Here is an 18,552-nt window from a genome sequence, read left to right on the forward strand (position 1 = left end):
CCGGCCATGATCGGCAGCGCGCGGAAATCGGAGACCAGGGTGTTGTAGCCGAAGCTGGTGCCGCGCTCCGTCGCCATCACACGCGGATTGCCTGATTGCGTGACCTTGGCAAGCACGTTTTTCATATCCCACGGCGCGAGGAACTGGCCCTTCTTCACGTTCACCACCGCGCCAGTCTCGGCCGCGGCGATCAGTAAATCGGTCTGCCGGCAAAGAAAGGCGGGGATTTGCAGGATATCCACGATTTCGGCCACCGGGGCGCATTGCTCGCGCTCATGCACATCGGTGAGTACGGGCAGGTCGAGGCGGCTCTTGATGTCGGCGAAGATTTGCAGCGAGGCATCGAGCCCCACGCCGCGCGCGCCGGAGAGGCTGGTGCGGTTGGCTTTGTCGAACGAACTCTTGAACACCAGCCCGATGCCGAGGCGCGCGCAAATCTCCTTGAGCGCACTGGCGCATTCAAAGGCGTGCGCGGCGCTCTCGATCTGGCACGGACCGGCGATGAGCGACATCGGCAGGGCATTGCCAAAATCCACCCCGCCCACGGAGACGATGGCGGCGGGAGCGGTTGGGGTGTGGGTCATGGTTTTATCCTCGGCAGATGGCGTGGGCTTGGCATATAGCGGGCCTTGGCGCGGGCCGCAAAAAAGGCCCCGGATCGCTCCGGGGCCTTCGGGATTGCGGGCTACGCCCGGGGTTTAATCCTGCGCTCCTTTCAGGGCGGTTTCCTCGGCCACGATCTCGGCCGCGCGGGCCGCGATCTCGCCCTTGCTGATGGGCGGGCCAGGGAACCGGGTGCGGGCGATGCCGAACCAGATGATGGCCATGAGCCCGAGCAGGCCGATGAAGTAGCTGTCCAGAATGTCATTGGGCGGACGGGTGCCGATATAAATGATCAGAATGCCGCCCAGCGTGACGATCAGGGCCAGCGGCTTGGACAAGAAGCCCAGGCGGAACGGCCCGAACTCCGTCCAGGTCCGCCCCTCGGCGAACAAACCGGCCAGCACCGGCATGGAGTAGGAGATGTAGAGGAACATCGCGCAACCCGCCGCCAGCGCCGCGAAAGCAGGCGAATACAGCGTGGCGGCGATGGAGGCGACCACCGTGCCCCAGATCGCGTAAACCGGGGAGCGGTGCTTGTGGTCCACCTGCTTCAGCCATTTATGGCCGGGCAGACCGCCATCGCGGGCGAAGGCATAGACCATGCGCGAGGTGGAGGTGACACCGGCCAGCGCGCACAGGAAGTTGGAAAGCACGATGCCGATGTAAAGAATGTCCTTCACCGCCACCGGCACCGCAAGGCTGGCCATCAGATTGAAGATGACATTGCCACCATCGCCGGCCGCCTTCACCGGGTCGGGCATCGCCAGCACGAAGGACGCGGCCATCACCACGCCAAACAGCGCGGACCAGATGATGGAGTTGAGGATACCCTTCGGCACGTTCACGCGGGCATTCACGGTCTCTTCCGAGGTGTGGGCAGAGCCGTCGAACCCGGTGACTGTGTAAAGCGGGTAGAGCAAAGCCAGCAAGAACAGGTAGAACGGGCTGCTGCTCTGCGGCACCACGCTGCCACCCGGCGCGCCGGAGAAATTATGGAACGTGGTCAGGCGCGAGAAATCGAGATGCGGCGCTGAATACAGCATCGTCACCGTAAGCAGCACGGCAATCACGAAGATCAGCACACCCGAAAAATCGATCAGCTTGGTCGTGGTGCGGATGCCAAAATGGTTCAGCAGCCCCTGCGTGCCGGTGATCAACAGTACCGCAATGGTCTGCTGCCAGAAGCCCCAGGCCGAGGTGTTAATATTGAAAATATTATTGAGGACGAGGCCGACAAACAGGTTATAGACGCCGACATTCACCGAGGCGACGACGAAGATCAGCCCCAGCAGGTTGAACCAGGCCGTGGCCCAGCCCCAGCCGCGCCCGCCCAGGATGGACGACCAATGATAAAGCCCGCCCGCCGTCGGATAGGCCGAGGCGATCTGCGCCATCGACAAGCCGACAATCAGCGCGAAGGTGCAGCCGACGATCCAGCCGATGATGGCGGTCAGTCCGCCGCCGGTGGAGTAGCCGACCTGGAACGAGGTGATGCCCCCCGCCAGGATGCAGATAATGGAAAACGAAACGGCGAAATTAGAGAAGCCATGCATGCGCCGGGATAATTCCTGCGCATAACCCATCTTGTGCAACGCAGCGGCATCCGCCGCCAGGACGTCCTGTTCACTCCGGTCCGTCATTAAGACCCCCATCTGTTGTGATTGATTTTATAAACGGAGCCTATACTCTGGTTTTCGGTTCGCCAAGCAAAACTTGACGCTCCGCCATTCCTGCTGACGAAAAATTGTGATTATAATCGACAAAACAACACCGGGAGCTGAACCTATGGCCGCAACCCCTCACCTGACATTGCCTGAGCTCAAGGGCATGGCCGATCGCGGCGAGATCGACACCATCATCGTCGCCGCCTGCGACATGCAGGGCCGCCTGCAGGGCAAGCGGGTGATGCCGAAATTCTTCTTCGAGTCCGTCACCTCCGAGGCGGCCGAGGGGTGCTCCTATCTGCTGGCCACCGATATCGAATGCGGCACCGTGCCGGGCTATGAGCTGACCTCTTGGGAAAAGGGGTATGGCGATTTCATCTTCGCGCCGGACCTGTCGACGCTGCGCCTTGCCCCCTGGCAGCCGGGCGCCGCCATTGTGCTGTGCGATATCGAACTGAAAGGCCATAAGCCGGCCAGCGTTTCGCCGCGCACCATGCTCAAGCAGCAGCTCAACCGGCTGAAGGCGCATGGGCTCTCGGCCTGGGCCGCGACCGAGCTGGAATTCATCATGTTCCGCAACACTTATGAGGATGCGTGGAACAAGGCGTATCGCGGCCTCACCCCGGCCAACCAGTATAATAACGACTATTCGATCCTCGGCACCGCGCGGGTGGAGCCGATCATCCGGCGCATCCGCAACGCCATGGAGGCGGCAGGCATTCAGGTCGAGAATTCCAAGGGCGAATGCAATCTCGGCCAGCACGAGATCAATTTCCGCTACGGCCCGGCGGTGGAGACCTGCGACAAGCACGTGATCTACAAGGAGGCGGCGAAGGAGATCGCGGTGCAGGAGAACGCGGCCATCACCTTCATGGCCAAGTTCAATGAGCGCGAGGGCAATTCCTGCCACACCCATCTCAGCCTGCGCAACGAGGCGGGGGATGCCGTATTCCTCGACGCCGACGGGCATTCGCCGTCCAAGCTGTTCAAGCAGTTTATGGCCGGGCTGCTGCGCCACACGCCCGAGATCGCGCTGTTCTTCGCGCCCAACATCAACTCTTACAAACGCTACGCGCTCGGCAGCTTCGCCCCCACGGCGCTGGCCTGGGGCATGGATAACCGCACCTGCGCGTTCCGCGTGCTCGGGCATGGCAAATCCATCCGCGTGGAAAACCGCCTGCCGGGCGGCGACGTCAATCCATACCTGGTGCTGGCGGCGATGATCGCGGCGGGGCTGGCGGGCATCGAGGGCGATTACGAACCGGTGCCGATGTTCACCGGCAACGCCTACACCGCCGATCTGCCGCGCGTGCCGCACACTTTGGCCGATGCCGCCAAGCTGTTCGCGCAGAGCGAGTTTGCGCATGCGGTGTTCGGCACCGATGTCGTGAAGCATTATACCAACATGGCGAAAGTGGAGCTGGACGCGTTCAACGCGGCCGTGACGGACTGGGAGCGCTTCCGCTCCTTTGAAAGGATGTAAGCAAATGCAGCTCAAAGGTAATTGGCGTATCCCCACCGAGATTTTGGCCGGGGCCGGGCGCATCGCCGAACTGCCCCAGCGGGTGAAGGCGGCGGGGCTCTCGCGCGTGCTGGTGGTCACCGACCCCGGCGTGGCGGGCCTGCCCTTCCTGGCCAGCATCTTGAAATCGCTGGAGGCGGTGGGCATCACCCCGGCGCTGTTCAAGGATCTGCACCCCGACCCGCAGCATGCCGACGTGCTGGCCGGCGCCGCCGCCTACAACGCGCATGGGGCCGAGGGCGTGATCGCCATTGGCGGCGGCTCGGGGCTGGATTGCGGCAAGTCGATCGCGCTCGCCGTCTCCACCTCGCGCGCGCTCTGGGATTTCGAGATCACCCAGGCCACGCCGGACGTCGACCGCCCGCTGCCGCCGATCTTCGCGGTGCCGACCACCGCCGGCACCGGCTCCGAGGTCGGCCGCGCCAGCGTGGTCATCGACACCGAGAAGCGCCGCAAATACATCCTGCTGCATGCGCAGATGCTGCCGCGCCTAGTCATTCTCGACCCCGAGCTGACCTTCGGCCTGCCGCCCTTCATCACCGCCTGGACCGGAATGGACGCGCTCGCCCATTCGCTGGAGGCGTATTACGGCCCGTTCTACCACCCGATCGCCGACGGCATCGCCATCGAGGGCATGCGGCTGGTGAAGGAGAATTTGCCGACCGCCTTCGCCGAGCCGCACAACGCCGATGCGCGCATGAACATGCTGGCCGCCGCCTCGATGGGCGCCACCGCGTTCCAGAAGGCGCTGGGCGCGATCCACGCGCTGTCGCACCCGATCGGCGCGCGCTTCCATGCGCATCACGGCCTCACCAACGCGGTGCTGATGCCCTATGTGCTGGCGTATAACCGCCCGGTGATCGAGGCCAGGATCGCCCATGCCGCGCGCGCCCTCGGCATCGAGAACGGGTTCGACGGGTTCCTCAACTGGGTGCTGGAACTGCGCGACGCGCTGAACATTCCGCATACGCTGGAGGCACTGAAAGTGACGCCGGACGCGCTGGAGGAACTGGCCGAGGAGGCCGTGGCCGACCCCAACACGCCGGATAATCCGCGCGTCGCGAACAAGGCTGATTACCTGCGCATCCTGCAAGCCGCGATGGCCGGTTCGCTGGTCGGGCTCGGGGATTAACCAAAAGCGGGCCGGGGCTCTCCCCGGCCCGTTGGCGTTACAGCGCCTTCTGCATCATCACCACGTCGAGCCAGCGCTCGAATTTCCAGCCGACCTTGCGCAGAATGCCGACATGCTGGAAGCCCAAACTGGCATGCACGCCAATGCTGGCGACATTCTCCGAATCCCCGATCACCGCCAGCATCTGCTTAAACCCAGCGGCGCGGGCGCGTTCGACCAGGGCGCCGACAATGGCCTTGCCCACGCCCTGCCCGCGCAGCCCCTCGCGCACATACACGCTGTCCTCCACGGTATAGCGATAAGCCGGGCGCTGGTGGTACGCGCCGTAATAGCCAAAGCCGAGCACGCCCGAAGCGTCGCGCGCCACCAGCCAGACGTACCCAGCCTCATGCCGCGCGGCCAGCCGGGCGGACATCTCCTCAAGCGAGGGCGGCACATCCTCGAACGACCCCGTGCCATGCAGCACGTGATGCGCGTAAATCGCCTGGATCTCCGGCAAATCATCCGGGCCGGCGTCGAAAATCTCCATTCTGCCCTCCATTCATGTTGCGCCGAGGATGGCAAATCCACCGCGGGCTGAAAAGCGCCCGGTCCGGGCCAGCATTCACGCGGGTTTTCCCGATACCGCCCCAGCGGCGGAGGAAACGTTGTGCAAGTGCGTTGTTTTCGGGCATAAGCGGCGCGGCTCGGGGGGCTTGCCTGGAGCCAGCGACGCCACGCGGTTGGTAAGAAGGGTTGAGACGACATGACCGATACGACGCGCAGCTCCGCAGCCCATCCTGGCGGAGATCCGGGCGCGAACCCGGAGGTCGCGGCGCTCAACGATGCCGGCATCGGCGCCGATGCGCAGACCCAGGCCCGCCTGGCCGCGGTGATGTTCGCCGCGCGCTATCATGGCGTGGAAATGGATCTCGAGGCGCTGCGCCTGCGCCCGGATGAGCCCGCCCCCTCGCCGCCCGTGCTGGTGGAATGGCTGCGCGAGGCGGGGCTGTGGGTGCGCGGCGTACCGATGAATTTCCGCCAGTTGATGAAGATCGACGACCCGGCGCCGGTGGTGCTGCTGCTCGACGATGGCGGCGCCGCGCTGGTGGTCGGGCGCGACCGCGACCGCGAGGTGCTGTTTATGCGCGACCCGCGCGCCAGCTCCGGTGAGCCGGCAATCGCCGTGGACGAGCTGCGCCTGAAACAGGTGTGGAGCGGCGGCGCGCTCCTGATCCGCGCCAAGCGCGGCGGGGCGGAGGGCGAGCCGGTATTCAACCTCGGCCTGCTCGCCCGGCTGGTCTGGTCGGATAAGCGCATCCTGCGCGACATCGCCATTTCCTCAATCACCATCACCGTGCTCAGCCTGGTGCCGATTTTCGCGGTGATGAGTGTGATCGGCACCGTGCTGCAATATCGCGGCACCGCGACGCTGAACCTCGTCATCATCCTGATGATCGTCGCCGTGGCGTTTGAGATGATACTCAGCTGGGGGCGCAAGCTGATGGAGGTGATCCTCGCCGCCAAGCTCGACTCGCGGCTGAACCTGATGATCTTCGACCGGCTGCTGGCGCTGCCGATCGAGTTCTTCGAGCGCCAGCAGGCCGGCGAACTCGCCTATAAGGTCGCGCAGGTGAACCAGGTGCGGGAGTTCCTCACCGGCAAGCTGATGAACACGTTCATCGACATGTTCATGCTCACCATCCTGCTGCCGCTGCTGTTTTACATGAATGCCACGCTGGCCTGGACGGTGCTGATCGCCGCCGGGCTGATCGCGGCCATCATCGCCGCCTTCCTGCGCCCACTATCGGTGATGACCGGGCGGATGATCGCCGCCGAATCGGGCAAGGGCTCGGTGCTGGTGGAGTCGATTTACGGCATCCGCACGGTGAAGGCGCTGGCGCTGGAACCCGCCCGCGCGGCGGATTGGGACCGACGCGTGGCCGAGGTGGCGGATCTGCACGTGCAGGCCGGCAGGCTGGCCAACTGGCCGGCAACGCTGGCGATGCCGCTGCAGCGTTATTGCGGCTATGGCGCCATCACGCTCGGCGCCTATATCGCCCTGCACACTAACAACCCGGTGGATGCCGGGAGCATCACCGGCTTCATGCTGCTGGGCGGGCGCGTGGCCGGGCCGCTGGTCAGCCTGGCCGGGCTGATGGAGGATGTGCAGAAGGCGCAGGCCGCCATCGGGCAAGTCGCCTCGGTGCTCAACCGGCCGAACGAAAAGCACGCCCTCACCCACGGGCTGCGCCCGCGCTTCGAGGGCGCGATCGAGTTCGACGATGTGACCTTCCGCTACGAGGGTTCCAAAGCCCCGGCGCTGGAGAAGATGAGCTTCAAGATTCCCGCCGGCACCATGCTCGGGCTGGTCGGGCGCTCGGGCTCGGGCAAATCCACCATCACCCGCCTGTTGCAGGGCATCAACCGCGACTACCAGGGCGCCATCCGCATCGACGGCAACGACATGCGCGAGATCAATCTGCGCCATATCCGCAAAAATTTCGGCATGGTGCTGCAGGATAACTTCCTGTTCCGCGGCACGGTGCGCGACAACATCATCGCCGGGCGGCCAGGGCTATCGTTTGAAGACGCGGTGCGCGCCGCGCGCCTCGCCGGGGCGGAGGAATTCATCGAGCGCCTGCCCAATGGCTACGACACCTTCATTCAGGAAGGCTCGCCCAACCTCTCGGGCGGGCAGAAGCAGCGCCTGGCCATCGCCCGCGCCCTGATCTCCGACCCCAAAGTGCTGATCATGGACGAGGCGACCTCGGCGCTGGACCCCGAGAGCGAGGCCCTGGTCAACGCCAACATCCTGCGCATCGCCAAGGGGCGGACGATGGTGATCGTCTCGCACCGTCTGTCCTCGCTGCTCGATTGCGACCTGATCATGGTGCTCGACCGCGGGCGCACCGTGGATATCGGCACGCATCACGAGCTGGTCGAGCGCTGCGCCATTTACCGCCACCTCTGGTTCCAGCAAAACCGCCATCTCGCGCCTGAAGGATTTAACAATGCTGCGTCTGCGCCAGCTCTTACCCAAGGCCACTGAGCAAGCGGCGGCGGAGCCGGAAGGGCTGCCGCTGGCCGTGCTGGAGTTCCAGTCGCCGACAGCGGCGGTGATCGCCACGCCGCTGCCGATGGTGGCGCGCTCGACCACCTATATCCTCGGCGCGCTGGTGCTGGTGCTGTTCGTGGTCTCCGGCGTGTTCAAGGTGGACCGGCTGGTGGTCGGCACCGGCACGCTCAACGCCACCCAGCCCGATTCCAGCATCCAGACCTTCAACACCGCCTCGATCATCCGCGAGATCAAGGTGCATGCGGGGGATTTCGTCGCCAAGGGCCAGGTACTGGCGACGCTGGACCCGACCTATGCCAGCGCCGACCTCACCGGGCTGACGCAGCAGGAGCAGAACTACGCCGCCCAGGTGGCGCAGTTGCAGGCGCAGGAGGACGGCAAACCCTATGTTCCCGACCCCAGCAACCCGTATTCGTCGCTGCAACTGCAAACCTACAACCAGCAGATGGGGCAGTATAATTTCACACTGCAAAATTACGACCAGCAGATCGCGCAGCTAAAGACCGAGATCCAGGGCTATCAGGCGCAGGCCGCCGATTACCGCCAGCGCCTCGCCATCGCCAGCAACGTTGAGCACATGCGCAAGAAGCTGCAGCAATTGCAGGTGGGCAGCCAGCTGGAGACCCTGGCCGCGACCGATGACCGGGTGAGCATGCAGACGCAGCTTTCCTCGGCGGTGTCGCAGGCGCAGGCCGATGAGCGCCAGCTTGCCGCCGTGCAGGCCCAGCGCGACAGCTTCGACCAGCAATTCAAGGCGCAGACCTCCACCCAGCTCGCCACCGCGCTGAACAATCTGGCTCAGGCGCAGCAGCAATTGGCCAAGGCCAAGCTGAATAAAGATCTGGTCGAGCTGACCGCGCCGCAGGATTCGGTGGTGCAGTCGATCGCTCAGGTCTCCAATGGCTCGGTGTTGCAGCCAGGGCAGCAGCTCATGGACCTCGCCCCCGTGAACACGCCGTTCAGCATCGAGGCCGATATCGACGCCACCGAATCCGGCTATGTACAGGTGGGCGACCAGGTGGTGATTAAATTCGCCACGCTCAACTCGATGCTCTACGGCACGGCCAAGGGCACCGTCACCTCGATCAGCGCCGAGAGCTTTAACCCGCAGGACCAGCAGCAGGCGGCGGTGAATGGCCCGCCTCTGCCCGGCGCGCCGCAAAACCTCTATTACAAGGCGCAGATCTCGCTGGACGTGCTGAACCTGCATAACGTGCCCAAGGGCTTCCGGCTGGTGCCGGGCATGCCGGTGGAAGCGGATATCGTGGTCGGCAAGCGCTCGATCCTGGGCTACTTCCTCTCGCGCATGGCGCCGGTGGCCTATAACAGCCTGCATGAGCCCTGAGCGCGATGAAGCTGAAAAAGGCAATCTCCGACAAGCTGGCGGCGCGCAGCCCTGAAAAAGCGCTGCCGCGCGCGCGCGCGCTGCTGGCCCAGGGCGAGGCTTCGCGGGCGTTCAAGCTGTTCGCCGTCGCCGCCGAGGGCGGCATCACCGAGGCCGAGCGCGAGCTGGGGCATTTCTACCACAAGGGCCTGGCCGGGCATGTCAGCCGGGGCGATGCGGTGCGCTGGTACACCCGCGCGGCGGAAAAAGGCGATGTCGAGAGCCAGACGCTGCTGGCCGGGATCTATCTCGCGGGCTACCAGCCGGAAACGGCACTGTTCGGCGCGGGCGGCAGCGGCGAGGCCGATTTCGCCACGGCACTGAGCTGGGCCTTGCGGGCGGCCGAGGCAGGCGATGCGCGCGCGCAATCCCTGGCGGGCTACATCTATATGGAAGGCCCCGACTCCTTGCGCGACGAGGAGGCGGCGAAACGCTGGTATGAGCGCGCCGCCGAGGCCGACAACCCCTACGGGCATCTGGGCTTTGGCATCCTCACCCTGCGCGGCGCGGTGGAGGATGAGCCGACCTTCACCGGCCTCGCGCATATCCGCAAAGCCGCCGAAGCCGGTCTGCCGCTCGCGCATTATTACCTGGCCATGATGTATGAAAACGCCGTCGGCGTGCTGGCCGACCCGGCGCAGGCGGCCGAGCATTATGGCAATGCCGCGCGCGGGGGCGTGCAAAACGCGCAGGCGAAATACGGCATGATGCTGCTGCACGGCAGCGGCGTGAAGGCTAACAAAACCGAGGGCGAAACCTGGCTGCGCCGCGCCGCGCTGGCGGGGGATATCGAGGCGGCGGCGCTGGTGGCCGATATCTACGCCCATGGCGATGACAAACTGCCGCCCAACTACGCCGAAGCCGCGAACTGGTTCCGCGCCGCCGCCGAGGGCGGGCACCGCGCCGCGGCGCGCTCGCTGGGCGTGCTGCACATGATCGGCGCGGGCGTGCCGCGCGACCCGGATGAGGCGGCCAAATGGTTCCGCCAGGCCGCCGAGGCGGGCGACACGATCGCCCAGGCCGATCTCGCCACGCTGTTCCTCAAGCGCCAGACCAACCCGCGCTTCACCCCGCCCGCGCCGGTGCATGAATGGTTCGAGACGGCGGCCGAGGCTGGGGATCAGATCGGGGCGTATAATTTCGCCATCTGCCTCGCCGAGGGCGTGGGGGTGGAAAAAGATGAGGCGCGCGCCGTGTATTGGCTGCGCCGCGCGGCCAGCAATGTGCTCAACGCGCAGCATCGGCTCGGGCGGATGCTGGCCGAGGGCCGGGGCACGGCGCAGGATTTCACCGAGGCGCGGCTGTGGCTGGGCAAGGCGGCGGAGCTGAACAAGACCGAGGCGCTGATGGACCTCGCGGCGCTCGAATTGCAGGGGCTCGGCGGGCCGCGCGACGACGAGGCGGCGCGCGGGTTATTCGAGCGCGCCGCCGCCAATGGCGCGGTGGAGGCAATGTTTGCCCTGGGCGCGCTGTATGGCGGGGGCCATCAGATCGCCACCGACCGCGCGGCCTCGCTGCGCTGGTACCGGCAGGCCGCCGAGGCGGGGCATGCGCGCGCGGCGCTGATGCTGGGCAAATATCTGCGCCTGGGCATCGCCACCGCGCCAAACGCCGAGGAGGCGCGCAAATGGCTGAGCGTGGCGGCCAAGGCCGGTCTGGCGGAGGCCGAAGCCGAGCTGGCGGCGCTGGAACCGCCCATGCCCGCGCAAGAGTGAGCCACCAGCCCGGCCCGGAGAGCGCGGCCGCGGCCTGGGCGCGCGGCCTGAGCGGGGCAAACGACCGGCTGCTCTGGCTGGGCCGGGCGCGGCGCCTCGCCCCGGATGATCCGCGCATCGCGCTGGATCTCGCCCGCGCCTTGCTGGAGGCCGGGCGGGCGGATGAGGCGGCGGCGGAATTCGCGGGTGTGGCGGCGCGTTACGATATCGCCGGCGCCTGGACCGGGCTGGCCCTGGCCGTGCAGAGCGCGGGCGACACCCGGCGCGCGGCGGCAGCGTTGCAAAACCTGCTCACCCGCCATTGCCTTGAGCCGGATGCGAGCTTCATCGCCTTCGCCCGCCATGTGGCCGAGGCGGCCGGGTTTGGCGGGTTTCAGTATGTCTCGCCGGAGACCGAAACGCGCCGCCACGGCCAGGCGCGGTGGCTCGGCGCGCGCCCCGACCATGCGGCGCTGCGCCGGGTGGAGGGGCTGGTGGAATGGGAGCGCGGGGCCTTGCGCGGCTGGGCCAGCCGCCCTGCTTGGCCAGATTCGGCCCCGGCCCTGACCCTGACCGACGCCGCGGGACGACGCCGCGCCGTGCGGTTCGGCAAAATCCTGCCGCCGGATGACGCTTCACCGCTGCTGCCCCGGCACGGCTTCCGCGTGACCGCGAGGGAATTGGCGGGTCTGGAACCGCCCTTCGCGCTACATGGGCCGGATGGCGCGGACATCATGGGCAGCCCGGTGGACCCGCGCGCGCTCGAAGCCGCGCCCAAAGCCGCCGCGCTACGCGGCGAGCCACCCGCGATGATCCCGCCCCCTGCCCCGCTGGCGCTGCTGATGCCGGTGTATCGCGGGCTGGAGGAAACCAAGGCGGCGCTGACTTCGGCCCTGGCGGCGCTGCCCGCCGGGGCGCGGCTGATCGTGGTGGACGACGCCTCGCCCGAACCCGCCCTGGCCCGGCATGTGCGGGCGCTGGCGGCGGCGGACGCGCGTGTCATCTGGATCGGGCACACCCGCAACCGGGGGTTCTGCGCGGCGGTGAATTCCGGGCTGGAGGCGGCGCGGGAGCATGACGTGCTGCTGCTGAACAGCGACGTTCTGCTGCCGCCGGGGGCAATCGAGACGCTGCGCGAAGTCGCCTATGCCGACGCCGCCACCGGCACCGTTACCCCGCACTCCAACGAGGCCTCGATATGCAGCTACCCGGCGCGGGCGGGCGGCAACGCCATGCCAGATGCGCGTGAAACGGCGCGGCTGAACGCCCTCGCCCGCGCCGCCAATGGCGCGGCGGCGGTGGAGATCCCCACCGGGGTCGGCTTCTGCCTGTATCTGCGGCATGACTGCCTGCGCGCCACGGGCAGGTTCCGGGGCGAGGTCTTCGCCCAGGGCTATGGCGAGGAAAACGAATTCTGCCTGCGCGCGCGGCATCTGGGCTACCGGCATGTGGCCGCGCCGGGGGCCTATGTGGCGCATCAGGGGGGCGTGTCGTTCCGCGCCGCCACGCGCGGGCTGATGGTGCGCAACGGTAAGGCTCTGGAACGGCTTTACCCCGGCTATCACGCGCTGGTGCGCGATTCGATCGCCGCCGATTCGCTACGCCCGTTCCGCGCGGCGCTCGACGAGGCACGGCTGCGCGCCGCCTGCGGCAACCGCCCGGCGGTGCTGCTGATCTCGCACGCGCATGGCGGCGGCGTGGCCCGGCAGGTGGCGGCGGAGATCGGCCAATGGCGCGAGGCGGGATATGCGCCGCTGCTGCTCACCACGGATTTCCCCGCCAACCCGAAGCGCACGCCCTATCCGTGGCCAACCCTGCTTTGCGCGGGCGAACCGGCGGAGTACCCCAATCTCAGCTTCCCCCTGCCCGCCACGCTGCCCGCCTTGCTGGCGCTGCTGCGGCGGCTGAACACACGGCAGGTGGTGCTGCACCACACGCTCGGGCATGATGACAGCGCGCGCGGATTGGCGGCGCAGCTTGGCGTGAAGCAGGATATCGTGGTGCATGATTACGCCAGCTTCTGCCCGCGCGTGAATCTGCTGCGCCCCACCGGCCCCAACCGCGCCCTGCGCTATTGCGGCGAGCCGGATGTGGCCGGGTGCATCGCCTGCCGTGCCGAGGGCGGCACGCTGTTCACCGCCTTGCCGATCCGCAAGCTGCGCGCCCGCTCGGCCGCCGAATTCGCCGCCGCCCGCGAGGTCATCGCCCCCTCGGCCGACACGGCGAACCGCATCGCCCGGCAGTTTCCGGGCGTGAAGCCGCACGTGCGCAACTGGGAGGATGACAGCGCCCTGCCGCCGCTGCTGCCCCTGCCCCCGCCGGGCGCGGCGCGGCGCGTCGCGGTGATCGGCGGCATCGGCCCGGCCAAAGGGTTCGACATTCTGCTCGACTGCGCCGCCGACGCCAGGGCACGCGGCCTGGGGCTGGAATTCCAGGTCATCGGCACCGCCTCCGACGAGGCGCAATTGCTGGAGGCGGGCATCTTCGTCACCGGCGGCTACCGGCGCGAAGAGCTGCCCGCGCTGCTCGGCCGGCTGGCGCCGAATCTGGCCTTCCTGCCCTCGATCTGCCCGGAAACCTGGTGCTTCACCCTGAGCGAGGCCTGGGCGGCGGGGCTGCCCGCGATCGTGTTCAATATCGGCGCCCAGGGCGCGCGGGTGAAGGCGGCGGGGCGCGGGCTGGCGCTGCCGCTCGGCCTGCCCGCGGCGCGGCTCAACGACATCTTGCTCGGTTGCCGTTTTTGATCGCCAGCACAACAAATACGCGTGTCCGGGCTGGATAAAAACCAGTCTTTAAATTAACCCTGCCACACCTGAACCGAACGCATTGTCCCGAATATCAGGAGTGAACATGGCTGCTGCAAAATCTCCCTCGAACCCCGCGCCGAAAGCACCCGAGGCCGCCGCGCAAGAGGGAGGACGCAATGCCCAGGTGCAGGAGCTGAAAGTCACCGGGCATCTGATGCATCTGCCGCCGGGGCTGTTTTGCTTCATCAACGAAGCCAATCCGGGGGCGGCGAGCCATAACGGTATGCCGGGCGTGCGCGTATCGCCGCCACCGATTGGCGGGCAGAATGTCGAGATCGCCGGGTTCCGCCCCGATGGCTGGCTGAATGCCGAGGGCGACGCCACGCTGGTGCGAATCCGTAACCAGCCGGCGCAGGTACTGGTCACCATCTACCAGCTCGCCAACATGCCCGAAGCCGCGCCGCGCTTGCAGGTGCGACAGCTTCTCGCCGCCAACGACATGCCGCCCGCCATGCCCGCCCAGCCCCCCGCCCCGGCGCAAACCGCCGCGCCGGTGCAGCCGGCGCAGGAGACGCTGGATATCGTCGCGCATATTCAGAGCCGTGGTGATGTCGGCGCCAAATTCGGCGATTGGCTCGGCGAGCGCGGCAGCGGCATGTGGGTCGAGGGCTTCTCGATTACCGCGCCCGAAGGCATTGCCCCGGCGGACATCACTTACCAGGCCGTGCTGGGGCGCGGCTGGCTCTCACCCTGGATGGAGGCCGGTGAATATTGCGGCTCGCGCGGCATGGCCCTGCCCCTGCTGGGCCTGCGCGTGCGCCTGACCGGCGCGGCGGCGGAGCGCTATGAGCTGAGCTGCTCGGCCAGCTTCGTCGGCGGTGCGCTGGCCGGGCCGGTGGGCAATGACGAGACCTGCGAGGCCGAAACCCTGGCGCCGCTGGAGGCGATGCAGATCGTGCTGACCCCGCGCACCCGCAAGAGCGGCCGGGCCAAGGGCTGATCGCAAGGGCGGCACCGTGAACTTCCTGTTCGTCCACCAGAATTTTCCTGGCCAATACCTGCATTTGCTGCGCAGCCTGCAGGCTGACAACCAAAGGCAGGAGGGGACGCATCAGCTCGTCTTCATGACCGAGCCGAACCAGAACCATCTGCACGGCGTGCGCAAGGTAACCTATGCCAAGCCCCCGCCGGTCTCGGCCAGCACGGTGCTGGAAGCGCGCGAATATGAGATGGCGGCGCGGCGCGCCCATGCGGCTTATCGGGGCGCGCTGCAGATCAAGGCGCTGGGCTTCAAGCCGGATATCATCATCGGCCATCACGGCTGGGGCGAGATGCTGCATCTGGTTGACGCTTTTCCCGGCGTGCCGGTGCTCGGCTATTTCGAGTTTTACTACCGCATCCACGGCACAGATGTGAATTTCGACCCGGAATTCTCCATGCCGGAGGAAAATTTCGGCGTCGTGCGCGGCAAGAACGCGGTGAACCTGCTGGCGCTGGCGCTGGAGCAATATGGCCAGACCCCGACGCGCTGGCAGCACAGCACTTATCCCGGCTGGGCGCAAAAGCAGATCCGCATCATCGAAGAAGGCGTGGATCTGGATCTGTGCAAGCCGGACCCGCAGGCACGCAAGGCGGCGCTGAGCATCGGACCGCTCACGGTGGGGCCGGAGCAGAATCTTGTCACCTATGTCGCGCGCAACCTGGAGCCCTACCGGGGGTTTCACACCTTCATGCGCGCCCTGCCCCGCATCCTGGCCGAGCGGCCGGAAGTGGTGGTGTCGCTGGTCGGCGGCGATGAGATCAGCTACGGCGCGCCACCGCCGGGTGGTGGCTCCTGGCGGCAGGTGATGCTGCGCGAATTGGGCGGGCAACTCGACCTCTCGCGCGTACATTTCCTCGGCAAAGTGCCGTATGACCAGCATCTGGCGCTGCTGAAACGCTCAGACGCGCATGTCTATCTGAGCTACCCGTTCGTCGCCTCGTGGAGCCTGCGCGAGGCGCTCGCCTGCGGCTGCGTGGTGGTGGGCGCGGACACCGAGACGGTGACGGAATTCGTGCGGCACGAGGTCAACGGGCTGGTCACGCCGGCGCTGGACCACACCCGGCTGGCGCAAAGCGTGCTGCGGGCGCTGGAGGATACCAAGCTCGCCAGCAAGCTGCGCAAGGGGGCGCGCGCCTTCGCCCAGGAGCGGCTGGGCATGGACGATTACATCGCCAATTACCGCGCTTATATCGAGGAGATTACTGGCAAGCCGCTGCTGCCCCCCAAGGCGAAGCCGCGAACCCGGAAAAAAGCAACGGCGCCCTGAGGCGCCGTTTTTTATTGCATCGGTTTTGGAGCCGCCTGGTTTGAATTAGGCGGTTTGATGCGGGGGCCTTTTAATCGCCCCCACACCCCAAAATCTTTGCTTACTCCTCAGCCGCGGCGGTTTCCTTCTTGGGGCCCTTGCCGCCGACCTTGTCGGAGATGTCCTCGCCGGTCTCCTGATCGACCACGCGCATGGACAGCTTGACCTTGCCGCGATCGTCGAAGCCGATGACCTTCACCTTCACGGTGTCGCCCTGCTTCACCACATCGGTGGTCTTGGCGACACGGCCCTGGGCCAGCTCGGAGATGTGCACGAGCCCATCCTTGGCGCCGAGGAAGTTCACGAAGGCGCCGAAATCGGCGGTCTTCACAACCTTGCCCGTATAGATCACGCCCACTTCCGGCTCAGCCACAATGCCCTTGATCTTGTCGATCGCGGCCTGGATCTTCTTGTCGTCGCTGGCGGAGATCTTCACCGTGCCGTCATCGTTGATGTCGACCTTGGCGCCGGTCTGCTCCACGATCTCGCGGATCACCTTGCCGCCAGTGCCGATCACGTCGCGGATCTTGTCCTTGGGCACGGAGATCGTGACGATCTTCGGCGCGTTGGCGGAGACGCCCTGGCGCGAGCCGGTCAGCGCCTTGGCCATCTCGCCCAGAATGTGCAGACGCCCACCCTTGGCCTGCTCCAGCGCGATCTGCATGATCTCCGGCGTGATCGAGGTAATCTTGATGTCCATCTGCAGCGAGGTCACGCCGTTTTCGGTGCCCGCCACCTTGAAGTCCATGTCGCCGAGGTGATCCTCGTCGCCCAGGATGTCGGACAGCACGGCAAAGCCCTTATCCTCCTTGATGAGGCCCATGGCGATGCCCGCGACCGGGTGCTTCAGCGGCACGCCCGCATCCATCAGCGCCAGCGAGGTGCCGCAGACAGTGGCCATGGAGGAGGAGCCGTTGGACTCGGTGATCTCGGAGACCACGCGCAGCGTGTACGGGAAGGCTTCCTTAGTCGGCAGCAGCGGGTGGATCGCGCGCCAGGCCAGCTTGCCGTGGCCGATCTCGCGGCGGCCGGGCGAACCCATGCGGCCGGTCTCACCCACCGAGAACGGAGGGAAGTTGTAGTGGAGCATGAAATGCTCCTTGAACTCGCCCTCGATGGCATCGACGATCTGCTCGTCCTGCGCGGTGCCGAGCGTGGCCACCACCAGCGCCTGGGTCTCGCCACGGGTGAACAGGGCGGAGCCATGGGTGCGCGGCAGCACGCCGACTTCCGCCAGGATGGGGCGGACGGTCTTGGTGTCGCGGCCATCGATGCGCAGGCCGGTGTCGAGGATCGCGTTGCGGACGATGTCGGCCTCGAGCTCCTTGAACAGGCCCTTGGCGGCCTCGGCGTTCAGCCCCTCTTCGGTCAGCTTCGCGGCGGCGTCCTTCTTGGCGGCAGCGATCTTCTCGTAACGGACCTGCTTCTGCGTCTCGTTATAGGCCTCGACCAGCGCCGGACGGGCCAGCGCGTCCACGCGCGCCTTCAGGGTCTTGGTCTCCTCGGATTCCTCGGGCAGCGCCCAGGGCTCCTTGGCGGCCACTTCGGCCAGTTCGATGATCGCCTGAATCACCGGCTGGAAGCCCGCGTGACCAAAGGTGACGGCGCCGAGCATCACTTCCTCGGAGAGCTCCGAAGCCTCGGACTCCACCATCAGCACGCCCTCGGTGGTGCCGGCCAAGACGAGATCAAGCGCCGACTCCTCGCACTCGCTCACGGTCGGGTTTAGCACATACTCGCCGTTGATGTAGCCAACGCGCGCGGCGCCGACGGGGCCGAAGAACGGAATACCGGACAGGGTGAGCGCGGCCGAGGCGGCAACCAGGGCGACCACATCCGGGTCGTTCTCCAGGTCGTGGCTCAGCACGTTGACGATCACCTGGACCTCGTTGCGGAAGCCAGCGGGGAAGAGCGGGCGGATCGGGCGGTCGATCAGGCGGGAGACCAGCGTCTCGCGCTCGGTCGGGCGGCCCTCACGCTTGAAGAAGCCACCGGGGATACGGCCCGCGGCGTAGAACTTCTCCTGGTAATTCACGGTGAGCGGGAAGAAATCCTGCCCCGGCTTGGCGGTCTTGGCGCCGACCACGGTGGCGAGCACCACGGTATCGCCATAAGACGCGACCACGGCGCCATCGGCCTGACGGGCGACCTTGCCGGTCTCCAGAATCAGGGTCTTGCCGCCCCATTCCATCTCTTTACGGAAATATTTATCGAACATGCTTTTACTCCAGGCGCGGCCGCCGGAGCTGATGAGCAAGGGGATGGGCGCGTTGGCCGGTCAAGGAGCGGCGCCTCGGGCGGCGGGGTCTGGCGGCGGGTTGCCCCACCTGCCTTACGGCCCCGTGGCCGGAAACGCCGGAGCAAAGCCCGGCGGCGGCGCGGTCATCCGGTTGCTGTCAC

The 18,552-nt window shown here is 66.6% G+C and carries 12 protein-coding genes; 8 read left to right on the forward strand and 4 right to left on the reverse strand.

Going from position 1 to position 18,552, the window contains the following annotated elements; genetic code table 11:
* On the reverse strand, positions 1-584 hold a 584-nt coding region (kdsA, locus tag LI953_RS08840; protein WP_227075703.1), incomplete at its 3' end, for a 3-deoxy-8-phosphooctulonate synthase.
* Between the two features lie 114 nt (positions 585-698).
* Positions 699-2,243, reverse strand: a complete 1,545-nt coding sequence (locus tag LI953_RS08845) for an amino acid permease (RefSeq protein WP_227075705.1) — start codon at positions 2,241-2,243, stop codon at positions 699-701.
* 145 nt (positions 2,244-2,388) lie between these two features.
* On the opposite strand from LI953_RS08845, the gene LI953_RS08850 reads away from it, so the two are divergent.
* Both LI953_RS08850 and LI953_RS08855 read left to right on the forward strand, forming a co-directional pair.
* Entirely contained in the window at positions 2,389-3,750 is a 1,362-nt protein-coding gene (locus LI953_RS08850) for a glutamine synthetase family protein (RefSeq protein WP_227075707.1), read from the forward strand.
* A 4-nt stretch (positions 3,751-3,754) separates the two neighbouring features.
* Positions 3,755-4,921 (forward strand): iron-containing alcohol dehydrogenase, encoded by a 1,167-nt coding sequence (locus tag LI953_RS08855; RefSeq protein WP_227075709.1) that lies wholly within the window; start codon positions 3,755-3,757, stop codon positions 4,919-4,921.
* 37 nt (positions 4,922-4,958) lie between these two features.
* On the opposite strand, the gene LI953_RS08860 is transcribed toward LI953_RS08855, so the two are convergent.
* A complete protein-coding gene (locus LI953_RS08860) occupies positions 4,959-5,450 on the reverse strand; it encodes a GNAT family N-acetyltransferase (RefSeq protein WP_227075711.1) in 492 nt (163 codons plus the stop codon).
* 345 nt (positions 5,451-5,795) lie between these two features.
* Between LI953_RS08860 and LI953_RS08865 the strand changes: the two genes are divergently transcribed.
* The 6 genes from LI953_RS08865 (at position 5,796) to LI953_RS08890 (ending at position 16,113) form a co-directional block, all read left to right on the forward strand.
* A complete protein-coding gene (locus LI953_RS08865; RefSeq protein WP_370635781.1) occupies positions 5,796-7,952 on the forward strand; it encodes a peptidase domain-containing ABC transporter in 2,157 nt (718 codons plus the stop codon).
* The gene (locus LI953_RS08870) at positions 7,915-9,324 is read left to right on the forward strand and encodes an HlyD family type I secretion periplasmic adaptor subunit (RefSeq protein WP_227075713.1); all 1,410 of its coding nucleotides are present in this window, start codon (positions 7,915-7,917) and stop codon (positions 9,322-9,324) included. The genes LI953_RS08865 and LI953_RS08870 overlap by 38 nt, the downstream gene beginning before the upstream one ends.
* A 5-nt stretch (positions 9,325-9,329) precedes the next feature.
* Positions 9,330-11,078, forward strand: coding sequence for a tetratricopeptide repeat protein (locus LI953_RS08875; RefSeq protein ID WP_227075714.1), 1,749 nt, complete (start codon positions 9,330-9,332; stop codon positions 11,076-11,078).
* Positions 11,075-13,801: a glycosyltransferase gene (locus LI953_RS08880; RefSeq protein ID WP_227075715.1), complete on the forward strand. Its 2,727-nt coding sequence runs from the start codon at positions 11,075-11,077 to the stop codon at positions 13,799-13,801. The genes LI953_RS08875 and LI953_RS08880 overlap by 4 nt, the downstream gene beginning before the upstream one ends.
* A gap of 106 nt (positions 13,802-13,907) precedes the next feature.
* The gene (locus tag LI953_RS08885; RefSeq protein ID WP_227075716.1) at positions 13,908-14,804 is read left to right on the forward strand and encodes a hypothetical protein; all 897 of its coding nucleotides are present in this window, start codon (positions 13,908-13,910) and stop codon (positions 14,802-14,804) included.
* A gap of 16 nt (positions 14,805-14,820) precedes the next feature.
* On the forward strand, positions 14,821-16,113 hold the full coding sequence (locus LI953_RS08890; RefSeq protein ID WP_227075717.1) for a glycosyltransferase: 1,293 nt from the start codon (positions 14,821-14,823) through the stop codon (positions 16,111-16,113).
* 100 nt (positions 16,114-16,213) lie between these two features.
* On the opposite strand, the gene pnp is transcribed toward LI953_RS08890, so the two are convergent.
* The gene (gene pnp / locus LI953_RS08895; protein ID WP_227075718.1) at positions 16,214-18,370 is read right to left on the reverse strand and encodes a polyribonucleotide nucleotidyltransferase; all 2,157 of its coding nucleotides are present in this window, start codon (positions 18,368-18,370) and stop codon (positions 16,214-16,216) included.
* Between the last annotated feature and the right edge of the window lie 182 nt (positions 18,371-18,552).

Source organism: Acidocella sp. KAb 2-4, from assembly GCF_020567705.1.
Classification (GTDB): Bacteria; Pseudomonadota; Alphaproteobacteria; order Acetobacterales; family Acetobacteraceae; genus Acidocella.